The 17,136-nt window shown below is 67.3% G+C and carries 27 protein-coding genes; 1 reads left to right on the top strand and 26 read right to left on the bottom strand.

Going from position 1 to position 17,136, the window contains the following annotated elements:
- The first annotated feature begins 27 nt into the window (after positions 1-27).
- Positions 28-2,496, top strand: coding sequence for a hypothetical protein (locus GT755_RS40705; RefSeq protein WP_161482565.1), 2,469 nt, complete (start codon positions 28-30; stop codon positions 2,494-2,496).
- Here GT755_RS40705 and truA read toward each other — a convergent pair.
- The 26 genes from truA to rplP all read right to left on the bottom strand — a co-directional run bounded on the left by truA (position 2,486) and on the right by rplP (position 17,135).
- Positions 2,486-3,289, bottom strand: a complete 804-nt coding sequence (truA, locus tag GT755_RS28045) for a tRNA pseudouridine(38-40) synthase TruA (protein ID WP_161482564.1) — start codon at positions 3,287-3,289, stop codon at positions 2,486-2,488. The genes GT755_RS40705 and truA overlap by 11 nt on opposite strands.
- A 73-nt stretch (positions 3,290-3,362) precedes the next feature.
- A complete protein-coding gene (gene rplQ, locus GT755_RS28040; protein WP_161482563.1) occupies positions 3,363-3,875 on the bottom strand; it encodes a 50S ribosomal protein L17 in 513 nt (170 codons plus the stop codon).
- Positions 3,876-3,959: 84 nt separating this feature from the next.
- Positions 3,960-4,976 carry a DNA-directed RNA polymerase subunit alpha gene (locus GT755_RS28035; protein ID WP_030451474.1) on the bottom strand — a complete coding sequence of 339 codons (1,017 nt, stop codon included), beginning with the start codon at positions 4,974-4,976 and terminating at the stop codon, positions 3,960-3,962.
- Positions 4,977-5,086: 110 nt separating this feature from the next.
- Positions 5,087-5,713 (bottom strand): 30S ribosomal protein S4, encoded by a 627-nt coding sequence (gene rpsD, locus GT755_RS28030; protein WP_030451475.1) that lies wholly within the window; start codon positions 5,711-5,713, stop codon positions 5,087-5,089.
- Positions 5,714-5,733: 20 nt separating this feature from the next.
- Positions 5,734-6,138 (bottom strand): 30S ribosomal protein S11, encoded by a 405-nt coding sequence (rpsK, locus tag GT755_RS28025; protein ID WP_020542285.1) that lies wholly within the window; start codon positions 6,136-6,138, stop codon positions 5,734-5,736.
- A gap of 37 nt (positions 6,139-6,175) precedes the next feature.
- Entirely contained in the window at positions 6,176-6,556 is a 381-nt protein-coding gene (rpsM, locus tag GT755_RS28020; RefSeq protein ID WP_062345037.1) for a 30S ribosomal protein S13, read from the bottom strand.
- 212 nt (positions 6,557-6,768) lie between these two features.
- Positions 6,769-6,882, bottom strand: a complete 114-nt coding sequence (rpmJ, locus tag GT755_RS28015; RefSeq protein WP_003956441.1) for a 50S ribosomal protein L36 — start codon at positions 6,880-6,882, stop codon at positions 6,769-6,771.
- Between the two features lie 15 nt (positions 6,883-6,897).
- Complete coding sequence (gene infA, locus GT755_RS28010; RefSeq protein ID WP_030451477.1) at positions 6,898-7,119, bottom strand: translation initiation factor IF-1; 222 nt, start codon at positions 7,117-7,119, stop codon at positions 6,898-6,900.
- A 498-nt stretch (positions 7,120-7,617) separates the two neighbouring features.
- Complete coding sequence (locus tag GT755_RS28005) at positions 7,618-8,085, bottom strand: hypothetical protein (RefSeq protein WP_161482562.1); 468 nt, start codon at positions 8,083-8,085, stop codon at positions 7,618-7,620.
- A 128-nt stretch (positions 8,086-8,213) separates the two neighbouring features.
- Entirely contained in the window at positions 8,214-8,639 is a 426-nt protein-coding gene (locus tag GT755_RS28000) for a DUF1707 SHOCT-like domain-containing protein (protein ID WP_235967402.1), read from the bottom strand.
- 49 nt (positions 8,640-8,688) lie between these two features.
- Positions 8,689-9,492 carry a type I methionyl aminopeptidase gene (gene map / locus GT755_RS27995; protein ID WP_161482560.1) on the bottom strand — a complete coding sequence of 268 codons (804 nt, stop codon included), beginning with the start codon at positions 9,490-9,492 and terminating at the stop codon, positions 8,689-8,691.
- 185 nt (positions 9,493-9,677) lie between these two features.
- Positions 9,678-10,352 carry an adenylate kinase gene (locus tag GT755_RS27990; RefSeq protein ID WP_161482559.1) on the bottom strand — a complete coding sequence of 225 codons (675 nt, stop codon included), beginning with the start codon at positions 10,350-10,352 and terminating at the stop codon, positions 9,678-9,680.
- A complete protein-coding gene (gene secY, locus GT755_RS27985; RefSeq protein WP_030451482.1) occupies positions 10,352-11,668 on the bottom strand; it encodes a preprotein translocase subunit SecY in 1,317 nt (438 codons plus the stop codon). The genes GT755_RS27990 and secY overlap by 1 nt, the downstream gene beginning before the upstream one ends.
- Positions 11,669-11,883: 215 nt before the next feature.
- A complete protein-coding gene (rplO, locus tag GT755_RS27980) occupies positions 11,884-12,339 on the bottom strand; it encodes a 50S ribosomal protein L15 (RefSeq protein ID WP_030451483.1) in 456 nt (151 codons plus the stop codon).
- Between the two features lie 2 nt (positions 12,340-12,341).
- A complete protein-coding gene (gene rpmD, locus GT755_RS27975; RefSeq protein WP_030451484.1) occupies positions 12,342-12,524 on the bottom strand; it encodes a 50S ribosomal protein L30 in 183 nt (60 codons plus the stop codon).
- A gap of 2 nt (positions 12,525-12,526) precedes the next feature.
- Complete coding sequence (rpsE, locus tag GT755_RS27970) at positions 12,527-13,159, bottom strand: 30S ribosomal protein S5 (RefSeq protein WP_030451485.1); 633 nt, start codon at positions 13,157-13,159, stop codon at positions 12,527-12,529.
- A 37-nt stretch (positions 13,160-13,196) separates the two neighbouring features.
- A complete protein-coding gene (rplR, locus tag GT755_RS27965) occupies positions 13,197-13,574 on the bottom strand; it encodes a 50S ribosomal protein L18 (protein WP_161482558.1) in 378 nt (125 codons plus the stop codon).
- A gap of 2 nt (positions 13,575-13,576) precedes the next feature.
- Entirely contained in the window at positions 13,577-14,119 is a 543-nt protein-coding gene (rplF, locus tag GT755_RS27960) for a 50S ribosomal protein L6 (protein WP_030451487.1), read from the bottom strand.
- Positions 14,120-14,137: 18 nt separating this feature from the next.
- Complete coding sequence (gene rpsH / locus GT755_RS27955) at positions 14,138-14,536, bottom strand: 30S ribosomal protein S8 (protein WP_030451488.1); 399 nt, start codon at positions 14,534-14,536, stop codon at positions 14,138-14,140.
- A 69-nt stretch (positions 14,537-14,605) separates the two neighbouring features.
- Entirely contained in the window at positions 14,606-14,791 is a 186-nt protein-coding gene (locus tag GT755_RS27950) for a type Z 30S ribosomal protein S14 (RefSeq protein ID WP_030451489.1), read from the bottom strand.
- Positions 14,792-14,796: 5 nt separating this feature from the next.
- On the bottom strand, positions 14,797-15,366 hold the full coding sequence (gene rplE / locus GT755_RS27945) for a 50S ribosomal protein L5 (RefSeq protein WP_030451490.1): 570 nt from the start codon (positions 15,364-15,366) through the stop codon (positions 14,797-14,799).
- Positions 15,363-15,626 carry a 50S ribosomal protein L24 gene (gene rplX / locus GT755_RS27940; protein WP_202610623.1) on the bottom strand — a complete coding sequence of 88 codons (264 nt, stop codon included), beginning with the start codon at positions 15,624-15,626 and terminating at the stop codon, positions 15,363-15,365. Before rplX ends, rplE begins: the two co-directional genes overlap by 4 nt.
- Positions 15,627-15,635: 9 nt before the next feature.
- Complete coding sequence (rplN, locus tag GT755_RS27935) at positions 15,636-16,004, bottom strand: 50S ribosomal protein L14 (RefSeq protein WP_030451492.1); 369 nt, start codon at positions 16,002-16,004, stop codon at positions 15,636-15,638.
- Positions 16,005-16,193: 189 nt separating this feature from the next.
- Positions 16,194-16,487 (bottom strand): 30S ribosomal protein S17, encoded by a 294-nt coding sequence (rpsQ, locus tag GT755_RS27930; protein WP_030451493.1) that lies wholly within the window; start codon positions 16,485-16,487, stop codon positions 16,194-16,196.
- A complete protein-coding gene (rpmC, locus tag GT755_RS27925; protein ID WP_030451494.1) occupies positions 16,480-16,716 on the bottom strand; it encodes a 50S ribosomal protein L29 in 237 nt (78 codons plus the stop codon). Before rpmC ends, rpsQ begins: the two co-directional genes overlap by 8 nt.
- Complete coding sequence (gene rplP, locus GT755_RS27920; RefSeq protein ID WP_030451495.1) at positions 16,716-17,135, bottom strand: 50S ribosomal protein L16; 420 nt, start codon at positions 17,133-17,135, stop codon at positions 16,716-16,718. Before rplP ends, rpmC begins: the two co-directional genes overlap by 1 nt.
- Between the last annotated feature and the right edge of the window lies 1 nt (position 17,136).

Raw genomic sequence — 17,136 nt, 5'->3', positions numbered from 1 at the left:
CTCGCGTGCGCCGATACGCTTCCGGGTATGCGTGGCCAGGATTCCGCCTCCGAGCACGACCACGAGGGCAAGGTGCCCCCGCCCAGTTTCGGGCAGTCGGCTCGTGACGAGAACTACCCGCAGCCCGGAGAGGGCTCCGGCAACGGCTGGTTCGCCGTCACGACGAACCGCCCTGCCCAGCCGGAGTGGCCACCCGCTCCCGCCGCCCAACCCGCCGAGCCCCCGACGTGGCCCCCGGCCCCGGCTCGCGAGCCCGCCGAGTCCGGCGGCTGGTTCACCCCCGAAGACACGGAACGCTCCGAGGAACCCGGCCCGACGTGGCCGACGCCCCACTCGTGGCAGCCGCCCGCGCCGGTGACCGAGCACACCCCCGAGGCTCCCCCGACGGGCCACTTCGGCTTCCCGAAGGCCTCCTCCGACCCCGTCCAGGGCTCCGCCTGGCCCCCTCCGGTCTACGACCCGCAGACCGAGGAGACCCGCGACCCGAGGGCCCCGTGGCCGATCCCCGCCACCCCCGGGCCCGAGGCGGACCAGACGCCCCCGTCCGCGTGGCCGGCGTACGACCCGCAGACCGAGGAGACGCGCGACACCCGGGCCGCCTGGCCGCCGAAGGCCGAGCCCGAGACCCCCGAGACCGCGTCCGCCTGGCAACCACCGCAGGAAAACGACACCCGCGGCACCCGGGCCGCCTGGCCGGCCCCCGTCTACGACCCGGGAACCGAGGAGACGCGCGACACCCGGGCCGCGTGGCCGCCGAAAGCCGAGCCTGAGACCCCCGAGACCGCGTCCGCCTGGCAACCACCGCAGGAAGACGACACCCGCGACACCCGGGCTGCCTGGCCGCCGAAGACCGAGCACGAGACCCCCGAGACCGCATCCGCCTGGCAACCACCGCAGGAAGACGACGCCCGCGCCGCCTGGCCGCCGCCTGTCTACTCCCCCGACACTGAGGAGACCCGCGACCGCGACGCGGCCTGGCCGGTCCCCGCCTACGACCCCGAGACCGAAGAGACCCGCGACCACGGGAAGGCCGGGTCGTGGCCGCCCGCGCCGGCGCAGCAGTGGCCCGGCTGGCCCGCCGCCCCCACCGCGGAGCCGCCGGCGCCGGTGGAGGAGCCCCCGGTCGCCGACGCCACCACCTCCGGTCTCCCCCCTCTTCCCGAATGGCCCGCCGCCGAGGCCGAGCGCCCGGGTGAGCCCGGTGACATCGCCGTCTGGCCGCCGCGCCTACCGGGCGAGGAGTCCGCCGTCGCCCCCGCCGAGCCGGTCGAGTCCCACGACGACCCGCCCGTCTACCCGCGCCACTGGCCCGCGGCCGCCCAACAGGCCGACGAGCCCGACGAGCCCGACACGGGAGCGGCCACCGTCCCGGGCGACCGCCCGGAGGGGACGCCGTGGCCGCCCGCCCAGCAGTGGGCCAGTGACACCGGCACCCCGTGGCCGTCGGCCGCGATCCCCGGCGAGGAGCCCGCCGAGACGACGATCCCGCGCGAGGAGCAGCCGGCCTTCCAGGAGGCCCAGCAATCGTTCGGCGCGGTGAACGGCGCCGACGTCCCCACCGACCCGGAGATGCCGTTGCAGAAGGTCGACCCCAAGCCGGAGCAGACCCAGGAGAACCTGTTCACTCCCCCCGTGCCGCCGGCCGCGCCGGCGTCCCCGGGGCGAGGGTTCGAGAGCCTGGGCGCCGCGCCGGTGGCCGAGGGGATCGTCCACCCGCCGCTGCCCAAGGGCTACCGCCCGGCCGAGGCCGCCCCGATCACCGAGGTGCCCGCCAAGAAGAAGGGCGGCGGCGCCAGGAAGGTGCTGCTGGCCAGCGGCGCCCTCGTCGTGATCGCGGCCATCGGGGCGTCGGCCTACATGGCCTATTCGGGCGAGGAAGACCCGGCCGGCGAGGTCGCGGCTCCCCCGGTGACCAACGCCCCGGCCGCCCCCGGCGGCGAGGCCGACCCGGCGCCGACGGTCGAAGCGGCGATGCTCGACTCGGAGACGACCGACCCCCGCAAACTGACCCTCAACGAGGCCTTCCCCGACGTGAAGGTCAGCGTGAACGGCCGCACCTTCAAACGCGTCAAGGTCGACATGACCGACGACTGCGCCTCGGCCGCCGCCGGCGCCTTCGCCCGGTCCCTGTCGGAGAACGACTGCCGCCGGGTGCTCCGCGCCACCTACGTCGACGGCAAGAAGCAGTACGCCGTCACCACCGGCATCGCCGTGCTGCCCACCAAAGACGCCGCCCTGGCCGTCGACCAGACCAAGAACCTCGGCAGCAACCTGTGGTTCCGCGGCCTCAACGGCGACCCCGACTCGGGCGCCGACCGGGTGGCCATCAGCGGCGGCTACGCCGCGGGCATGGTCTGGGGCCGCTACATCGTCTTCAGCTACGCCACCTACGCCGACGGCCACACCCCAGGCGAGAAGGAGAAGGATCTCGGCCCGGTCAGCGGGGCCTTCCGCGACCAGACGGCCGAGATCATCGAGAAGCGCGTCACGAGCTGAGCGTGCGCACCCGGCGGGTCAGCTCCGCCCGGCCGGCGAGCTCGGCGTCGGCCGGGTAGCTGACCTCCTCCAGGGTCAGCCCGACCGCCGGCGCCACGTGCACGCCCGAGTCGCGCACCGCCCGGCGGAGCACCTCGCCCGGCCATTCGATGGGCTGCCGCCCGTCGCCGACCATCAGCAGTGACCCCACCAGCGCCCGGACCATCGAGTGGCAGAAGGCGTCGGCGACGACCGTCGCCGTCAGGAACGTCTCGCCGCGCTCCCACGACAGCCGCTGGAGTTCGCGGATCGTGGTCGCGCCCTCGCGCTTCTTGCAGAACGCCGCGAAGTCGTGTTCGCCGAGCAGGGCCGCCGAGCCCGCGTTGAGGAGGCCGACGTCGAGGTGGCGCTGATACCACAGGACGTCCTTGCGCCGCAGCGGGTCGACTCCCCCGGGGTTGTCGCTCACGCGGTAGCCGTACCGGCGGGACAGGGCCGAGAAGCGGGCGTCGAAGCCGGGAGGGGCGACGCTGACCCGGTTCACCCGCACGTCCGGAGGCAGCACCCCGGCGAGCCGCCGCAGCAGCATGGCGGGCTCCTCGACGTCGTCGGCCAGGTCGACGTGGGCGACCTGGCCCCGGGCGTGCACACCCGCGTCGGTGCGGCCCGCCACGGTCAGGGACGGGGGTTCGGGCAGGCGCAGGATGCGTCCCAGGGCGGCTTCGAGCTCTCCCTGGACGGTACGCCTGCCGGGCTGCTTGGCCCAGCCCGAGAAGTCGGTCCCGTCATAGCCCAGATCGAGCCGCAGCCGCATCGACACACCCCTTTGGTGAAAAAGAAACGGGTCCGGCGTCCCGTGGGACACCGGACCCAGAAAACCCGAAGGATCAGGCCTCGTCGTCCTTCTTGGCCTCGGTCTCGGTGACCTCGGCCTCGTCGGCGGACGCCTCCGCCTTCGTCTCCTCGACCTCCGCGGCCTTGGGCTCCGACGCCGGGGCGGCGGCGGGCTCGGGGGCCTTGCGGGTCGTGGTGACGGCGTTCAGCGGCTCGGTGACGAGCTCGATGACGGCCATGGGAGCGGCGTCACCCTTACGCTGACCGATCTTGGTGATGCGGGTGTAGCCACCGGGACGCTCCGCGAAGCTGGGGGCGATCTCGGTGAAGAGGTGGTGGACGACGCCCTTGTCGCGGACGACGGTCAGCACCTGGCGACGGTTGTGGATGTCGCCCTTCTTCGCCTTGGTGATCAGCCGCTCAGCCAGCGGGCGCAGGCGCTTGGCCTTGGCCTCAGTGGTCTTGATCTTCCCGTGCTGGAAAAGCTGCGTCGCGAGGTTCGACAGGATCAGCTTCTCGTGCGCCGGGGAACCACCGAGACGGGCGCCTTTGGTGGGCTTGGGCATGACATGCTCCTTTGGATAACCCGCCCCGGCCGTATCAGGTACCGGGGTCGGGCCGATCTGAATGATCGTTCTATCTGGGAAAACTCAGTACTGCTCGGTCTCGATGAAGCCGCCGTCCTCGTCGTCGTAGCCGCCACCGGCGACAGCGGACGGGTCGAATCCGGGCGGGCTGTCCTTGAGCGCGAGACCCATCTCGTGCAGCTTCTGCTTGACCTCTTCGATGGACTTCGCACCGAAGTTGCGGATGTCCAGCAGGTCCTGCTCGCTGCGCGCGACGAGCTCGCCCACGGTGTGGATGCCCTCGCGCTTGAGGCAGTTGTAGGACCGGACCGTGAGGTTGAGCTCCTCGATCGGCAGCGCCAGGTCGGCCGCCAGGGCGGCGTCGGTCGGCGACGGGCCGATGTCGATGCCCTCGGCCTCGACGTTGAGCTCACGGGCCAGGCCGAAGAGCTCGACGAGGGTCTTGCCGGCCGAGGCCACCGCGTCGCGGGGCTTCATGCACGGCTTGGTCTCGACGTCGAGGATCAGCCGGTCGAAGTCGGTGCGCTGCTCGACACGCGTCGCCTCGACCTTGTAGGTGACCTTGAGCACCGGCGAGTAGATGGAGTCGATCGGGATGCGGCCGATCTCCTGGCCGGGCTGCTTGTTCTGGGCGGCGGAGACGTAGCCGCGACCGCGCTCGACGGTCAGCTCCATCTCCAGCTTCGCCTTGCCGTTCAGCGTGGCGATGTGGAGGTCGGGGTTGTGCACCTCGACACCGGCCGGGGGCGCGATGTCGGCGGCGGTGACCTCACCGGGGCCCTGCTTGCGCAGGTACATGACCACCGGCTCGTCGTGCTCGGAGGAGACGACCAGGTTCTTGAGGTTCAGGATGATGTCGGTGACGTCTTCCTTGACCCCGGGAACGGTCGAGAACTCGTGGAGCACACCCTCGATGCGGATGGAGGTCACGGCCGCGCCCGGAATGGACGACAGCAGCGTGCGCCGCACGGAGTTGCCGATGGTGTAACCGAAGCCCGGCTCCAGCGGCTCGATGACGAACTTGGACCGGTGCTCCTCGAGGGACTCCTCGACGAGACTGGGACGCTGTGCGATGAGCATGCGTGGTTCCCTTCACAGACGGCGGCGCCCGCTATTTGACGCCGCTCGGCAACAACCATGATGCCGCACGATCCGGTCAAACCGGACCATGCGGCATCAAGGAGCACTACTTACTTGGAGTAGAGCTCGACGATGAGCTGCTCCTGGACCAGCGTGTCGATCTGCTGGCGGACCGGGAGCTGGTGCACGAGCACCCGCATGGCCTCGGGGGCGACACCCAGCCACGCCGGGACGGTCTTGTCACCGGCGGTGGCGCGGGCCACCTCGTAGGGCATGAGGTTGCGCGACTTCTCGCGGATCTCCACGATGTCGTGCTCGCGGACGCGGTAGGACGGGATGTCCACCTTCTTGCCGTTCACGGTCACGTGACCGTGGCGGACCTGCTGGCGGGCGGCGTCACGCGACTCGGCGAAACCGGCGCGGTAGACCACGTTGTCGAGACGGCTCTCCAGGATCTGGAGGAGGTTCTCGCCGGTCTTGCCGCTCTTGCGGTTGGCTTCCTCGTAGTAGTTGCGGAACTGCTTCTCGAGGATGCCGTAGATGCGGCGGGTCTTCTGCTTCTCACGAAGCTGGAGCTGGTACTCAGACTCCTTCGGCCGACCGCGACCGTGCTCACCCGGCGGGTAAGGACGGATCTCGATGGGGCACTTCGCGGACTCACACTTCTTGCCCTTGAGGAAGAGCTTGGTCTTCTCGCGGCGGCAGAGCTTGCAGTCCGCACCCGTGTAACGAGCCATTTTTTCTTATCTCCTGGACGTCAGACGCGGCGGCGCTTCGGCGGACGGCAACCGTTGTGCGGGACCGGCGTCACGTCCTGGATGGACCCGACCTCGAGCCCGGTCGCCTGGAGCGAACGGATCGCGGTCTCCCGGCCGGAACCGGGGCCCTTGACGAAGACGTCGACCTTGCGCATGCCGTGCTCCATGGCGCGGCGGGCGGCGTTCTCGGCGGCCATCTGGGCGGCGAACGGGGTGGACTTACGGGAGCCCTTGAACCCGACGTGGCCGGCGCTGGCCCAGGAGATCACGTTCCCGTTCGGGTCGGTGATCGAGACGATCGTGTTGTTGAACGTGCTCTTGATGTGGGCGTGCCCGTGAGCGACGTTCTTCTTTTCCTTGCGGCGCACCTTCTTGGGTGCGCCCTGGCGGCTCTTCGGCGGCATTTAAGCGCTATCTCCTGAAATGGGCTGCAGCTAAGGACTACTTCTTGCCCGGCTTCTTCTTGCCGGCCACGGTCTTCTTCTTGCCCTTGCGGGTACGCGCGTTCGTCTGCGTCCGCTGACCGTGGACGGGCAGGCCCTTGCGGTGCCGGATGCCCTGGTAGCAGCCGATTTCGATCTTGCGACGAATGTCGGCCTGAACTTCGCGGCGGAGGTCACCCTCGATCTTGAAGTTCGCCTCGATGTAGTCACGCATGGGCACGAGCTCGGTGTCGGAGAGCTGGTGCACGCGCAGGTCGCCGGAGACGCCGGTGGCGTTCAGGATCTCAAGCGCGCGGGTACGGCCGATGCCGTAAATGTAGGTGAGAGCGATCTCCAGCCGCTTGTCGCGGGGGAGGTCGACGCCAACCAGGCGAGCCATGGTCGGGCATTCTCCTTCGTTTCGCGGAGGTCCTGCGCCCCACGCCCCTCCCCAATGCCCGGGGTGAGGGCCCCGGCCTCCGACCGGGGGTCTCCCGCGTGGTTCACCCCGGAAAGGGGCGCCTTCGCGAGTGTGGCGCGCGATTACAGTCCCGGCCCCGCACATGCGTCGAGTCCGTCACCCTGGACGGACTCAGCGGGGGCCGGTGGCGACTAGCCCTGACGCTGCTTGTGGCGCAGGTTGTCGCAGATCACCATGACTCGACCGTGCCGGCGGATCACCTTGCACTTGTCACAGATCTTCTTGACGCTCGGCTTGACCTTCATAGTCCTTAATCGTTCCTACTTGTACCGGTAGACGATCCGGCCGCGAGTGAGGTCGTAGGGGCTAAGCTCCACGACGACCCGGTCGTCCGGGAGGATGCGGATGTAGTGCATGCGCATCCTGCCGCTGATGTGGGCCAGGACCTTATGGCCGTTGTCGAGCTGCACCCGGAACATGGCGTTCGGGAGCGACTCGACCACAGTGCCCTCGATCTCGATGGCGCCGTCTTTCTTGGCCAAAAGTTCCTCACGTTTCACTGATGCTCGGTCGTCTGAGGCTTCGGAACACTAATCAGCCGCGACCTTCAGGCGTACAGAGAGCGGCGGCGGCAAGGCCGCCACGCAAAAGGTCATAGTGAACCGACAAAGGAGTGTACGGCAACCCGGTGCGGAACGCGAAACGATCACGCAGAACGGGCCCTCGTACACAACCGCATTCCAGGATAGCGCAAAACCGGGCCCACCCGTCCGGCACCGCCGACATGCCGGATCGGGTGGGCCCGGTGGCTTCGCGCCCGGGCGGCCCGCTCAGCCGGGACGCCCGGTGGCCGAGGGACTCCCACCCGGCCGACAAAGATCACCTACCCGGCGACAACCCGGTCAACGAGCCCGTAGGGCAAAGAATCCGCATGAAGACGAAAAGCGAACCGCAGCTTGCGCCGGGAATCTGCCCAATAGACCAGAACAGACAGGGCCCGTCCTTGTCAGGACGGGCCCGCATCTCAGGTGCCGCACGGCTTAGAAGGCGTCGTTCCAGCCGCCGCAGTCGTCGAACCGGCTGGTGCCCTCGCAGACCCGGAAGTCCACGTCCTTCACGAAGCCCTTCTTGAAGCCGAAGAACTTGTCGAAGTCGCCGTGGCCGAAGGAGGTGTTCTTGAACCACTTCGTGTGGCTCTTGCCGAAGCGGTCGGTGTAGCGGTACCAGACGTACGACCACTGGCGGTCGCGGTCGGTGTCGAACAGGTCGCCGTAGAACCAGTACTGGTTGCCGCTCTTGGTCCAGTAGCCCTTGAAGTAGGAGCGGTGGCTCTTCTCGAACTTGTCGCCCCAGTGCGAGTAGTAGGGGCCGAAGAAGTGCTTGGACGAGGCCGCCGCGGCGGAACCGGTCGCAGCCGTCGCGCTGGCGGCGGCGGGGGCGGCCATGGCGCCGGCCATGAGACCGGCGGCGAGGGCGGTGCCGGCGAGAACGCGGGGGAGCTTGCGCATTTGTCTGTCCTCCAGTGAGACCTTCCGGGGATGCTGCTCATCTCCGGACACCGCTCACATTAGGAACGCACAACCCGCTGTTCTGTGGACGAATGCACACTCGACCGCGAGCGTGCACAACGACACATTCAGGACCCCAATTCCCGCTTTTTATCGCCATTCTGACTTTGGGTGAGTGTGGCGATGAGCAGCCCGATCCCCCACGGCCCCATCACCCACAACGGCCACGGATAGACCAGTTCGCCCTGCGAGATCCACAAGATGAGCCAGATCGCCCAGTTGATCCCGCCGACGACGAGCCAGCCGCCCCACGCCGCCTTCAGGTTCGCCGGCGCCCCCGGGGCCTGCGGTTTCACCGGCTCAGGACGCGCCGGGAGCTTCTTCAGGTCGATGTCCGGCAGGTCTCGCGTCAGCACCCGGAGCTCACCGAACGTCTTGGCGGCATAGGCCGCCTCCAGTCGCTCGCCGAACTCCTCGGCGTTCAGGCGCCCTTCGACCATGTGCTCACGAAGGGCGGCCGCGACCTTCTCCCGGTCGGCGTCAGAGGCACGCATCTCCGGACTGAATGCCATGGCCGAACCTCCAAATGCGTCTTTTTACCAATTATGTAGTGGCAAGCCGTTCTTTGCCGCCGTCGAGAGCCGTCAAAACGAGCGGGCCTTCCGCGGTGACCGCCACGCTGTGCTCGAAATGCGCCGACGCCTTGCCGTCCTGGGTGACGACCGTCCAGTCGTCGGCCAGCACGCGGGTCTGGTCGGTGCCGAGGTTGACCATCGGCTCGATCGCCAGGCACATGCCGACCTCCAGCTTCGGCCCCCGGCCCGGCTTGCCGTGGTTGGCCACCCACGGGTCCATGTGCATCTCGGTGCCGATGCCGTGGCCGCCGTACTCCGTGGGGATGCCGTAGCGGCCCTGGGAGCGCACGTAGCGCTCGACCTGGTGGCCGATGTCCGACAGGTGGGCGCCGACCTTCAGGGCCCGGATGCCGGCCCACATCGACTCCTCGGTGACCCGGATCAGCTCCAGCAGCTTCGGGTCGACCTCCCCCACCGGGACGGTGACGGCCGAGTCGCCGTGCCAGCCGTCGAGGATCGCGCCGCAGTCGATGGAGATGATGTCGCCCTCACGAAGCGGCCGGGCGTCGGTGGGGATGCCGTGCACGACCTCCTGGTTGACCGACGCGCAGATCGTCGCCGGAAAGCCCTGGTAGCCCTTGAACGAGGGGATCGCGCCCTCGTCCCTGATCGCCTTCTCGGCGATGGCGTCGAGGTCGAGCGGCGTCATACCGGGTTCGACCGACCGCCTCAGCAGATCGAGGGTGCGCCCGACGACGAGGCCGGCCGCACGCATCTTGGCGATCTGCTCGGGCGACTTGATCTGAATCCCGTGCTTGTTCTTCCGAAACATCCCTTAGGCACCCCTTGGGTGGATCAACTTTCAGGGGCATATGCCCGATTCAATACATTGTCCCCTACGAAGCGAGACGCGGGCGGCCGGAGGCCGACTGCGTCTCGCGCCATGGAATCTGCCCGGCAGCAGGAACGCCACCCCACGTAGATCCGTGAGGTGGCGTTCCGATTGGGTCTTACGATCTAGCTTTCGTCTTCGGCTTGATCGCGCGTGAACCTGCGCAGTTCGCCCATCGCGCGAGCGGTGACCTCTTCGACGGGGCCGGTCGCGTCGACGCCGCGGAGGATGCCCTCGTCGGCGTAGAAGTTGATCAGCGGCGACGTCTGCTCCTGGTAGACCTCCAGGCGGTGCCTGATGGTCTCCTCACGGTCGTCGTCACGCTGGAACAACTCGCCGCCGCAGGCGTCGCAGACGCCGTCCTTCTTGGGCGGGTCGAAGTCGACGTGCCAGACCTTGCCACACGAGCGGCAGGTGCGACGGCCGGCGAGGCGGCGGACCACCTCGTCGTCGTCGACCACGAGTTCCAGCACCAGGTCGAGCCCGGAGCCCAGGTCAGCCAGCATCTTCTTGAGGACCTCGGCCTGCGCCACGTTCCGCGGGAAACCGTCGAGCAGGAAACCGTCCTGCGCGTCGTCTTCCGCGAGGCGACCGCGGACCATCGCGATCGTGACCTCGTCGGGAACCAGGTCCCCGCGGTCCATGTAGGTCTTGGCCAGCTTTCCGAGCTCCGTGCCACCCGACACGTTGGCGCGGAAAATGTCACCTGTCGAGATTTTCGGGATCGACAGATGTGATGCGATGAACTGGGCCTGCGTCCCCTTGCCCGCTCCGGGGGGCCCGACCAGGACGAGACGCACTATCTCAGGAAGCCCTCGTAGTTGCGCTGCTGGAGCTGGCTCTCGATCTGCTTCACCGTGTCGAGACCGACACCCACCATGATCAGAATGCTCGTTCCTCCGAACGGGAAGTTCTGGGTAGCGCCGGCCAGCGTGAGGGCGAAGATCGGGACCATGGAGATGAGACCCAGATACAGCGACCCTGGCGCGGTCAACCGGGTGAGCACGTAGTTCAGGTACTCGGCGGTCGGCCGGCCCGGACGGATGCCCGGAATGAACCCACCGTACTTCTTCATGTTGTCGGCGACTTCAACGGGGTTGAAGGTGATGGACACGTAGAAGTACGTGAAGAAGACGATCAGGAGGAAGAAGGTCGCCATGTAGATCGGGGTGTCGCCGGAACCGAAGTTCTGGGCGATCCACTCGACCACGACGTTGCTCTCCTGGCTGTTGGCGAACAGCGTCACCAGCAGCTGCGGCAGGTAGAGCAGCGAGGAGGCGAAGATGACCGGGATGATGCCGGCCTGGTTGACCTTCAGCGGGATGTAGGTCGAGGTGCCGCCGTACATCCGGCGGCCGACCATGCGCTTGGCGTACTGCACCGGGATGCGGCGCTGAGCCTGCTCCACGAAGACGACCGCGGCGATCATGAAGATGCCGACGATCATGACGATCGTGAAGGTGAAGGCGCCCTTCTGCCGGAAGATGTTCATCAGTTCCGACGGGAAGACCGCGATGATCTGAGTGAAGATCAGGATCGACATGCCGTTGCCGACGCCGCGGTCGGTGATGAGCTCACCGAGCCACATGATGACGGCGGTACCCGCGGTCATCGTGATGACCATCACGACGACGGTGAAGATGTCGTCGTTGAGCAGGATCGGGAGATCGTTGGCGGAGGTGCCGAACAACTGTCCGGACCGAGCCAGCGCGACGAAGGCCGTCGACTGGAGAACCGCCAGTCCGATGGTGAGATACCGGGTGTACTGTGTGATCTTCGCAGTGCCCGCCTGGCCCTCCTTCTTGAGGGCTTCGAGGCGGGGGATCACGACAGTCAGCAGCTGCAGGATGATGCTGGCCGTGATGTAGGGCATGATGCCCAGCGCGAACACTGAAAGCTTCAGCAACGCGCCGCCACTGAAGAGCTGGACCATCCCGTAGATGCTGCTGAGTTCGCTAGATTGAGCCGCTTCCAGAGCCTTACGGGCGTTCTCGGTGTTCACACCGGGCGTCGGCAGCACCGAGCCCAGGCGGAAAATCACAATGATACCCAGGGTGAAAAGCAGCTTCTTGCGCAGGTCCGGCGTCCGGAATGCCCGGGTAAGAGCGGTTAGCACGGTCCCTCCTGCGCGCCAGAGACGCGGTAACGGTGAGCGATGGTGCGGGGGTCGTCCATCGGCAGGTCTTCTTGCGGGTCTTACCAAAACAGCGGGTCTTACAAATGACAAACGAGCGGTTTGACAGTGAGACTCGGCTAACTGTCCAGCGAACTCTAACGCACTACGGGCGCGGAGGCTCATAACGAGCCCCCGCGCCTCGTGATGCGTGAGGCCTACAGCTCCGTGGTGGAGCCGCCGGCCGCGGCGATCTTCTCCTTGGCGCTGGCGGAGAAGGCGTGCGCCTGCACGTTCAACGCCACGGAGATCTCGCCGGTTCCGAGAACCTTGACCAGTTCGTTCTTCCGGACCAGACCGTTCGCCACCAGGTCGGCGACGGTCACGTCGCCACCGGAGGAGAAGACCTCGCCCAGCTTGTCAAGGTTGACGACCTGGTAGGTCGTCTTGAACAGCGAGTTGGAGAAGCCCTTCAGCTTCGGCAGCCGCCGCTGGAGCGGAACCTGGCCACCTTCGAAGCCGAGAGGCACGGTGGTACGGGAGTGGGAACCCTTCGTACCACGACCGGACGTCTTGCCCTTGGAGCCCTCGCCGCGGCCCTTGCGGACCTTGGCCTTGTTGGCACCCGGGGCGGGACGAAGGTCATGAATCTTCAGCGGTGCGTTCTCAGTCATGACTAGTCGACCTCTTCAACCTCGACGAGGTGCGTCACGACGGCGACCATCCCGCGGATCTCGGGACGGTCCTCCTTCACGACGACGTCGCCGATTCGCTTCAGGCCAAGCGAACGCAGCGAGTCACGCTGGTTCTGCTTGCCGCCGATCTTGGACCGGGTCTGCGTGATCTTCAGGCGGGCCATGTTCAGCTCCCCGCCTTCGCAGCGGCGGCGGCCTCGGCGAGACCCTCGGCGCGCGCCTTGAGCATCGCCTTGGGGGCGACGTCCTCGATCGGCAGACCACGGCGGGCGGCGATCTCCTCGGGGCGCGAGAGGCCCTTCAGAGCCGCCACGGTGGCGTGCACGATGTTGATCGGGTTGTCCGAGCCGAGCGACTTGGACAGCACGTCGTGGATCCCGGCGCACTCCAGCACCGCGCGCACCGGGCCACCCGCGATGACACCGGTACCGGGCGAGGCCGGACGCAGCAGGACGACGCCGGCGGCGTCCTCCCCCTGCACGGTGTGCGGGATGGTGCCCTGGATGCGCGGCACCTTGAAGAAGTGCTTCTTGGCCTCCTCGACACCCTTGGCGATCGCCGCGGGCACCTCCTTGGCCTTGCCGTAGCCGACCCCGACGAGGCCGTTGCCGTCGCCGACGATGACCAGCGCGGTGAAACTGAAGCGCCGACCACCCTTGACGACCTTGGCCACGCGGTTGATCTTCACGACGCGCTCGATGTACGAGACGCCCTTCTCCTGGGCGCCACCGCGGCGATCGTCACGACGTTCCCGCCGCTCGCCACCGCCGCCGGCACCCCGACGCGGAGCTCCAGCCATCAGTGGTTCCTCTTCTCATTGCTCATAGGACGGGTCATCAGAAGCTCAACCCGCCTTCACGGGCGCTGTCCGCCAGGGCCGCGATGCGACCCGCGTAGCGGTTGCCACCGCGGTCGAAGACGACCGAAGTGATCCCGGCGTCCTTGGCCCGCTGAGCGAGAAGCTCGCCGACCTTCTTCGCCTTCTCGGTCTTGTCGGCCTCAAGGGAACGCAGCGAGGAGTCCATGGTGGACGCGCTCACGATCGTGTGACCCTTGCCGTCGTCGACGATCTGCACGAACAGGTGCCGCGCGGACCGGTTCACGACCAGGCGCGGACGCTCCTGCGTGCCGACGACGTTCTTCCGCACACGGCGGTGGCGGCGGGCTCGCGAAATGGCGCGAGCGGCGCTGTGCTTGCCGTACTTCGCAGCCATTACTACTTACCAGCCTTTCCGACCTTCTTGCGGACGACTTCGCCCTGGTAGCGCACGCCCTTGCCCTTGTACGGGTCGGGCTTGCGCAGCTTGCGGATGTTGGCCGAGACCTCGCCGACCTTCTGCTTGTCGATCCCGTCCACGTGGAACAGGGTCGGCTTCTCGACGCGGAAGGAGATGCCCTCCGGCGCGTCGACGATCACCGGGTGGCTGAAGCCGAGCGAGAACTCGAGCTGCGTCGGGCCCTTGGCCTGAACGCGGTAGCCGACGCCGACGATCTCCAACGTCTTCGAGTAACCCGCGGTCACACCGGTCACCATGTTGGCGATCAGGGTGCGGGACAGGCCGTGCAGCGCACGGACCTTGTTCTCGTCGTTGGGACGGGTGACGGCGAGATTGCCGTCGTCACCGCGCGAAACCTCGATGGGCTCGGCGACGGTGTGAGAAAGCGTGCCCTTCGGGCCCTTGACCTGGACACTCCGGCCGTCGATCGTGATGTCGACACCGCTCGGTACAGGGATGGGCAGCCGTCCGATTCGCGACATGCTGTGGTTCCTCCCCTCTTACCAGACGTAGGCGAGGACTTCCCCGCCCACTCCGCGCTTGCCGGCCTGCTTGTCGGTCATCAGGCCGCCGGACGTCGAGATGATCGCGACGCCCAGCCCGCCCAGGACTCGGGGCAGGTTGTCCTTCTTGGCGTAAACCCGCAGGCCGGGCTTGGAAACCCGGCGGATGCCGGCGAGCGAACGCTCACGGCTCGGGCCGAACTTCAGCTCCACCACGAGGTTCTTTCCGACCTTGGCGTCTTCGACGCTCCAGGACTGGATGTAGCCCTCCTGCTGGAGGATCTCGGCGATGTGCGCCTTGATCTTCGAGTACGGCATGGTCACGGTGTCGTGATACGCCGAGTTCGCGTTACGCAGACGCGTCAGCATGTCTGCGATCGGGTCGGTCATCGTCATGATCGATGGCCCTCCTCGCCGCGGTTTCCCAAAAAAGAAGGGGACCTACGGCGTAGTGATGCTCTGGAATTACCAGCTGGACTTGGTGATGCCGGGCAGCTCGCCCCGGTGCGCCATCTCGCGGAAGCACACGCGGCACAGGCCGAACTTGCGGTAGACGGCGCGCGGGCGGCCGCAGCGCGAACAACGAGTGTACGCCCGGACCTCGAACTTCTGCTTGCGGGCCGCCTTGACCTTCAGTGACGTCTTCGCCATTTAGATCAGGCCTCCTTGAACGGGAAACCGAGCAGCTTCAGCAGCGCGCGGCCCTCGTCGTCTGTGCGGGCGGTCGTGACGACCGTGATGTCCATACCGCGCTGCCGGTCGACCTTGTCCTGGTCGATCTCGTGGAACATGACCTGCTCGGTGAGACCGAAGGTGTAGTTGCCGTGCCCGTCGAACTGCTTGGGCGACAGACCACGGAAGTCGCGGATACGCGGCAGGGCCAGCGACAGCAGGCGGTCGAGGAACTCCCACATGCGGTCGCCGCGCAGCGTGACGTGCGCGCCGATCGGCATGCCCTCACGCAGCTTGAACTGCGCGATGGACTTGCGGGCGCGGACGACGGCCGGCTTCTGTCCGGTGATGGCGGTGAGGTCGCGAACCGCGCCCTCGATCAGCTTGGAGTCGCGAGCGGCCTCGCCGACGCCCATGTTCACCTTGATCTTGGTGAGACCCGGGGTCAGCATGACGTTCTCGATGCCGAACTGCTCGCGCAGCTGGGCCGCGATCTCCTCGCGGTACTTCTGCTTGAGACGGGGGGTCACCCGCTCAGCGGTCTGGGCAGTCACTTGGCGTCCTCGTCCTTCGGCTTCTCGTCATCCTTGAGCTTCTTGACGTTGCTCACGTGGATGGGGGCCTCCAGGGTGGTGACGCCGCCTTCCTTGGCGCCGCGGGGACCCTGGTTGGTCTCCTTCGAGTGCTTCTTGATCATGTTCACGCCGGCGACGATCACGCGATCCTCGGTCGGCAGCGCGGCGATGACCCGGCCCTTGGCGCCCTTGTCCTTGCCCGCGATGACCTGAACCAGGTCACCCTTCTTCACGTGCAGCTTCCCCATTTAGAGCACCTCCGGCGCCAGCGAGATGATGCGCATGAACTTCTTGTCACGCAGCTCGCGGCCGACCGGGCCGAAAATACGCGTGCCCCGGGGGTCGCCGCTGTCCTTGATGATGACCGCGGCGTTCTCGTCGAACTTGATGTACGACCCGTCCTGACGGCGGCGCTCCTTGACGGTGCGGACGATGACGGCCTTGACGACGTCACCCTTCTTCACACCGCCGCCGGGGATCGCGTCCTTGACGGTGGCGACGATGATGTCGCCGATCCCGGCGTAGCGACGCCCAGAGCCACCGAGAACGCGGATGCAGAGGATCTCCTTGGCACCCGTGTTGTCGGCGACCTTGAGTCGCGACTCCTGCTGAATCACAGCTGAACTCCTGATGTGTCGTGCCGGTTCTCAGGGCGGGCCCTGAGCCTGGCCGAACCTACATGTCTTGTCCCTCGGCGCCAGACGAACCGCCGCCGCGGGCGAACCTCCCGTATACGAGAGGCTCCTTGGACACCGTCATGGGGGCCGGGCCGAAGCACGGCCCCCACGAGGCGCGATCGCGTTATATTACTTGGCCCGCTCGAGGATCTCGACCACACGCCAGCGCTTGGTCGCCGACAGCGGACGGGTCTCCATGAGGAGGACACGGTCGCCGACGCCGGCGGTGTTCTCCTCGTCGTGGGCCTTGTACTTGGTCGTACGGCGGATGACCTTGCCGTACAGCGGGTGCTTCACGCGGTCCTCGACGGCGACGACGACGGTCTTGTCCATCTTGTCGCTGACGACCAGGCCCTCACGGGTCTTGCGGTAGTTCCGCGCGGTCTTCTCGGTGGTCTCGACGTTCTCAGTTGTTTCAGCCATCGCTCGGCTCCTTCTCGACCGTGACGATTCCAAGCTCGCGCTCGCGCATCACGGTGTAGATACGGGCGATCTCGCGGCGGACGGCGCGCAGCCGCCCGTGGCTCTCCAACTGACCGGTCGCAGCCTGGAAGCGGAGGTTGAACAGCTCCTCCTTCGCCTCCTTGAGCTTCTGGACGAGCACCTCCCCGTCCTCCACGCGCAGCTCACCGGCGGTCAGGCCCTTAGCCATCACGCCTCACCCACTTCACGCTTGACGAACCGGCACTTCATGGGCAGCTTGTGCATCGCGCGGCGCATCGCCTCACGGGCGATGGGCTCGGCGACACCCGACAGCTCGAACATGACGCGACCGGGCTTGACGTTGGCGATCCACCACTCGGGCGAACCCTTACCGGAACCCATTCGCGTTTCCGCGGGCTTCTTGGTGAGGGGACGGTCGGGGTAGATGTTGATCCACACCTTGCCGCCACGGCGGATGTGCCGGGTCATGGCGATACGAGCCGACTCGATCTGGCGGTTGGTCACGTAGGAGTGCTCAAGCGCCTGAATGCCGAACTCGCCGAACACGACCCGGGTGCCGCCCTTGGCGGCGCCGCTGCGGTCAGGCCGGTGCTGCTTGCGGTGCTTGACCCTGCGCGGGATCAGCATG

The sequence above is a fragment of the Herbidospora solisilvae genome (genome assembly GCF_009901565.1).
Lineage (GTDB): Bacteria > Actinomycetota > Actinomycetes > Streptosporangiales > Streptosporangiaceae > Herbidospora > Herbidospora solisilvae.
This window is presented reverse-complemented; position numbering and strand designations above follow the sequence as displayed.

What these genes read in the sequence shown, in the direction of transcription:
- GT755_RS40705 (WP_161482565.1), top strand. Translation starts at nt 28, where the DNA reads ATGCGTGGCCAGGATTCCGCCTCCGAGCACGACCACGAGGGCAAGGTG.
- truA (WP_161482564.1), bottom strand. Translation starts at nt 3,289, where the DNA reads ATGCGGCTGCGGCTCGATCTGGGCTATGACGGGACCGACTTCTCGGGC.
- rplQ (WP_161482563.1), bottom strand. Translation starts at nt 3,875, where the DNA reads ATGCCCAAGCCCACCAAAGGCGCCCGTCTCGGTGGTTCCCCGGCGCAC.
- GT755_RS28035 (WP_030451474.1), bottom strand. Translation starts at nt 4,976, where the DNA reads ATGCTCATCGCACAGCGTCCCAGTCTCGTCGAGGAGTCCCTCGAGGAG.
- rpsD (WP_030451475.1), bottom strand. Translation starts at nt 5,713, where the DNA reads ATGGCTCGTTACACGGGTGCGGACTGCAAGCTCTGCCGCCGCGAGAAG.
- rpsK (WP_020542285.1), bottom strand. Translation starts at nt 6,138, where the DNA reads ATGCCGCCGAAGAGCCGCCAGGGCGCACCCAAGAAGGTGCGCCGCAAG.
- rpsM (WP_062345037.1), bottom strand. Translation starts at nt 6,556, where the DNA reads ATGGCTCGCCTGGTTGGCGTCGACCTCCCCCGCGACAAGCGGCTGGAG.
- rpmJ (WP_003956441.1), bottom strand. Translation starts at nt 6,882, where the DNA reads ATGAAGGTCAAGCCGAGCGTCAAGAAGATCTGTGACAAGTGCAAGGTG.
- GT755_RS28005 (WP_161482562.1), bottom strand. Translation starts at nt 8,085, where the DNA reads ATGCGCAAGCTCCCCCGCGTTCTCGCCGGCACCGCCCTCGCCGCCGGT.
- GT755_RS28000 (WP_235967402.1), bottom strand. Translation starts at nt 8,639, where the DNA reads ATGCGTGCCTCTGACGCCGACCGGGAGAAGGTCGCGGCCGCCCTTCGT.
- map (WP_161482560.1), bottom strand. Translation starts at nt 9,492, where the DNA reads ATGTTTCGGAAGAACAAGCACGGGATTCAGATCAAGTCGCCCGAGCAG.
- rplO (WP_030451483.1), bottom strand. Translation starts at nt 12,339, where the DNA reads ATGACTGAGAACGCACCGCTGAAGATTCATGACCTTCGTCCCGCCCCG.
- rpmD (WP_030451484.1), bottom strand. Translation starts at nt 12,524, where the DNA reads ATGGCCCGCCTGAAGATCACGCAGACCCGGTCCAAGATCGGCGGCAAG.
- rpsE (WP_030451485.1), bottom strand. Translation starts at nt 13,159, where the DNA reads ATGGCTGGAGCTCCGCGTCGGGGTGCCGGCGGCGGTGGCGAGCGGCGG.
- rplR (WP_161482558.1), bottom strand. Translation starts at nt 13,574, where the DNA reads ATGGCTGCGAAGTACGGCAAGCACAGCGCCGCTCGCGCCATTTCGCGA.
- rplF (WP_030451487.1), bottom strand. Translation starts at nt 14,119, where the DNA reads ATGTCGCGAATCGGACGGCTGCCCATCCCTGTACCGAGCGGTGTCGAC.
- rpsH (WP_030451488.1), bottom strand. Translation starts at nt 14,536, where the DNA reads ATGACGATGACCGACCCGATCGCAGACATGCTGACGCGTCTGCGTAAC.
- GT755_RS27950 (WP_030451489.1), bottom strand. Translation starts at nt 14,791, where the DNA reads ATGGCGAAGACGTCACTGAAGGTCAAGGCGGCCCGCAAGCAGAAGTTC.
- rpsQ (WP_030451493.1), bottom strand. Translation starts at nt 16,487, where the DNA reads ATGGCTGAAACAACTGAGAACGTCGAGACCACCGAGAAGACCGCGCGG.
- rpmC (WP_030451494.1), bottom strand. Translation starts at nt 16,716, where the DNA reads ATGGCTAAGGGCCTGACCGCCGGTGAGCTGCGCGTGGAGGACGGGGAG.
- rplP (WP_030451495.1), bottom strand. Translation starts at nt 17,135, where the DNA reads ATGCTGATCCCGCGCAGGGTCAAGCACCGCAAGCAGCACCGGCCTGAC.